The sequence below is a fragment of the Cytobacillus purgationiresistens genome, assembly GCF_030813235.1.
GTDB lineage: Bacteria > Bacillota > Bacilli > Bacillales > Cytobacillaceae > Cytobacillus > Cytobacillus purgationiresistens.
The window spans coordinates 1-3555 of sequence record NZ_JAUSUB010000069.1; the positions used below are offsets into that span (position 1 = coordinate 1).

The following is a 3555-nucleotide window of genomic DNA, read 5'->3' on the forward strand; positions in this document are numbered from 1 at the left end:
CATGATAGGAAGGCTTATTTTATCTCTCGCTTGAAGTTAAATACACGTATTTATATCATGAATCCCCACCCAGAATTCTTCAATAATGGTACTTTAAAAAAACAAACCGAATACATCCAAGTTGATATGAAGCAAATAATGTCTAGTCTAAACCCTGGTGAAAATTTGGAAATACCAGAAGCATATATTGGACAAAATCAAAAGCTCCCAGCACGTGTCATCATCCATCGATTAACCGAAAATCAAACGCAAATACGCCTTAAAAACCAAGCCATACGAGAAAAGAAGAAAGGCATTGTCATGAAGGAGAAAAGTAAGCACTTGATGGGGATGAACGTCTATATTACGAACACATCTCCAGAAGAAGTCCCCACTGATTATGTCCATTCTCTCTATTCTTTGCGTTGGCAGATTGAGATTTTATTTAAAACATGGAAGTCATTTTTTGAAATCGATGAATGCAAGGCAATCAAAAAAGAACGCCTAGAGTGCCATTTATATGGCCAACTCATCAGCATTCTCCTCTGTTCATCTACCATGTTTCAAATGCGACAGCTACTGCTTGAAAAGAAAAGGCAAGAGTTAAGTGAATACAAAGCGATTTATATGATTAAAGATTACTTTCCGTTACTGTTTCAAGCGATGGCCGTTGGAACAGGGGGACTTTTGAAAATTCTGCATCGCCTTTATCAGCTGCTCAAAAAGAACGGTCGTAAATGTCATCGGTATAAAAAGATGACTGTCTTCGATATTCTTGGGGTTGTGTATGAAACGACGGTGAAGGATAGTAGACAAGTTGCCTAGCAAAAAAGTCGCTTTTTAAAGGGATTCTTTGTCATGCCGACCTTTTCATAACTGGTAATTTTGGAGCAAGGAGCATTTTTATCTATTATATATGTTGTTAGCTTGATGGGCATGTGGTACTACCCCTATTTGAGGAAAGCCCCCGTTCCTTAAGTACTTTTCTTCACAAATTTATTAAAGAGTAAAAAGGCTGTTGATATAGCATCTGCCTTTGAAATGAAGTTTGGTTATTGTTGAGTGTTTAATTGTGTTTTTAATGTCTTCCAAATCTTTATCGAAACAATAAATATCAGTAAAATTGATATCAAAGATAAACTTAACCCCAATGCTGATTTTGTGAAATTTATACCAATATAACCATACAAAATTCTCAATGGGGTATTTGCAATAACTATAGTTAAAATATAAGTAGAATATTTTATCCCAGTGACAGCTGATAAAAAGCAAAGTACATCTGAAGGAACGAGTGGACAAACCATTCCTAAGGCAAGAATTTTATAATTATGCACCTTTAATAAATGATTTAAATCTATATGCTTCTTAAGCATATAGGTATTTACTTTTTTTCCAACAATACTTCTGGAAATGAAGTAAATTAAGCTCCCGCTTAATACTAATCCTATGGTTGATAATATGGAACCTTGCAGGGGACCAAAGGATACACCTCCTAATATTGTAAGAGGAGTTCCTGGCATTAGAAATAGCAGCCTAACTATCCATGCAGCTATAAATAACAACGATGCATATTCTTCTTTGTCTGTAATAAAATGCATAATGGTATCTATATCTATAGGTAATACGTCAAAATATACTAAACAATAGATGACTAATATCCAACTGGAGATAAAGGCAAGTTTTCTTTTCATTTTTATACATCTCCTAAATATTACGTTGCTAATATTCTAAGAGAAGAAAATGAAGAATTACTTTATATAATTATTAAGAATTCTTAAGGTCATATTCGTTATCCTTAATTAAAGGTAATTTAACTTGAAAGATAATTGTCTGATCTTGATAATCAGCAGTTATTTCCCCAGAATGTAATTCAATAATTCTTTTGGATATTGCGAGTCCTAACCCCGACCCATTTTTCCCCATCCTTGCTGTATCCCCCATATAAAATCGCTCAAATAACTTATTGATATCCTGACTTGGAGGTTGCTCTACTTTATTTAAGATTTGAAAGAATGAATGATTTTCTTTTTTTTGTAGGCTAATCGTAATTTCTGAAGGTTTATCGCTATATTTAATAGCGTTATTTATAAGATTATCAAATACACGAACTAACCTTTCTACATCCATAAATACTTTAAAATCAGAATTTTCAATTAATTTATTCACAAGTAATTGTTCGTTTTCTATAATCGGTAAATATTCACCTATTATTTGCTCTAATAAATCGCCAATATCCATCACATTTTTATTTAATTTAAAATCCTGATTAGCTAATCGAGTATATTCGAATAACTCATCAATTAATATTTTTAGTCTATTTGATTTTTGGTATGTTATCTCTAAATAATCCTGCAACTGTTGTTGGTTAGAGTAATGTCCCTTTTTTAAAAGATCTAAATAACCAATAATGGATGTTAACGGTGTCCGTAAGTCATGAGAAACATTCGTAATAAGTTCATTCTTTTCTTGTTCTAATGCTCTTTCTTTTTCAAATTTATCGTTCAACTCTTTAGACATATAATTTATGTTATCTGCAAGTTGGGTCAATTCATCCTTACCTCTCAATTCTATTGTTAGCCCTATTTCTCCGTTTGCAATTTTATGGATACTATTTGAAACTAATTTAAGGTAGCGTAATTTCTTACTAATTAAAATAATAAAGGTAGCTATAAATGTTGTAATTATCACAAAAAAAATAATTACAGCTAATGAGTAATAAACAGCAATACTAAGATTCTCAGGATCATGTTTATCTATAAAATAGCTGATTAAACGTGAAACAGGCATAATAACAAGTATTGAAACAATTAGACTAAGAGTAATTGCACCGAGTAATTGAAAAGATAACTTATGTATCCTCTTAATATTTCTCATATTTTATACCCTACACCCCATATTGTTTTCACATAAATAGGATGTTTTGCATCTTGTTCAATTTTATCCCTTATTTTTGTAATATGCACCATTACATTGTTATCAGATTTAAAAAAGTCCTCCTTCCATACAGCTTCATATATTTTTTGCACACTCATTACAATACCTTTATTTCGAGCAAGTAACTCTAAAATGTCAAATTCCTTAGGAGTAAGCCTAACCTCTTCATTTTGCACATACACTTGTCTAGTATCAGTATTTATTCTTAGTTCTCCTATTTCAATTATATTGATACTCTTAGTTAAGTGAGTATTATACTTATTCGTCCTTCTTAGTTGAGATTTTACTCTAGCTATTAATTCTAATGGGTTAAAGGGTTTTGATAAATAATCATCAGCCCCTGACATGAGTCCCTGTATTTTATCCATGTCCTCGGACTTTGCAGACAGCATAATAATAGGCATATTTCTTTCTTCCCTAATCTTCATACAAGCTTGTATTCCATCCATTTTAGGCAACATAATATCTAGAATAATCAGATCTGCTTCATTACTTTGTAAGTAATTTATTGCTTCAATCGCATCTTCGAACTTTTCCGTTAGCAAACTGGAATGTCAACACTAAATCACACAACTTTTTTAAGGGATATTTCTTTAAACTCCATAGGGCTTACGTAGCCTAATGTTCCGTGAATGCGCAGCC

3 protein-coding genes and 1 pseudogene are annotated in these 3555 nt (G+C 32.1%); 1 reads left to right on the forward strand and 3 read right to left on the reverse strand.

All coding sequences use genetic code 11. The features are described from left to right. A partial coding sequence (locus J2S17_RS28650) for an IS4 family transposase (RefSeq protein WP_307480778.1) occupies window positions 1-804 on the forward strand: 804 nt, incomplete at its 5' end. Window positions 805-1031: 227 nt separating this feature from the next. On the opposite strand, the gene J2S17_RS28655 is transcribed toward J2S17_RS28650, so the two are convergent. From J2S17_RS28655 to J2S17_RS28665, 3 genes and pseudogenes are all read right to left on the reverse strand, one after another. Beyond that, complete coding sequence (locus J2S17_RS28655) at window positions 1032-1670, reverse strand: TVP38/TMEM64 family protein (protein ID WP_307480780.1); 639 nt, start codon at window positions 1668-1670, stop codon at window positions 1032-1034. A gap of 73 nt (window positions 1671-1743) precedes the next feature. Further along, window positions 1744-2853 (reverse strand): HAMP domain-containing sensor histidine kinase, encoded by a 1110-nt coding sequence (locus J2S17_RS28660; protein WP_307480782.1) that lies wholly within the window; start codon window positions 2851-2853, stop codon window positions 1744-1746. Beyond that, window positions 2850-3458 (reverse strand): annotated as a pseudogene (locus J2S17_RS28665) (response regulator transcription factor); the annotation flags it as partial. The gene J2S17_RS28660 and the pseudogene J2S17_RS28665, both read right to left, overlap by 4 nt. Window positions 3459-3555 lie beyond the last annotated feature (97 nt).

Coding starts and splice junctions, on each gene's coding strand:
- J2S17_RS28655 (WP_307480780.1), bottom strand. CDS start 1,670: ATGAAAAGAAAACTTGCCTTTATCTCCAGTTGGATATTAGTCATCTAT.
- J2S17_RS28660 (WP_307480782.1), bottom strand. CDS start 2,853: ATGAGAAATATTAAGAGGATACATAAGTTATCTTTTCAATTACTCGGT.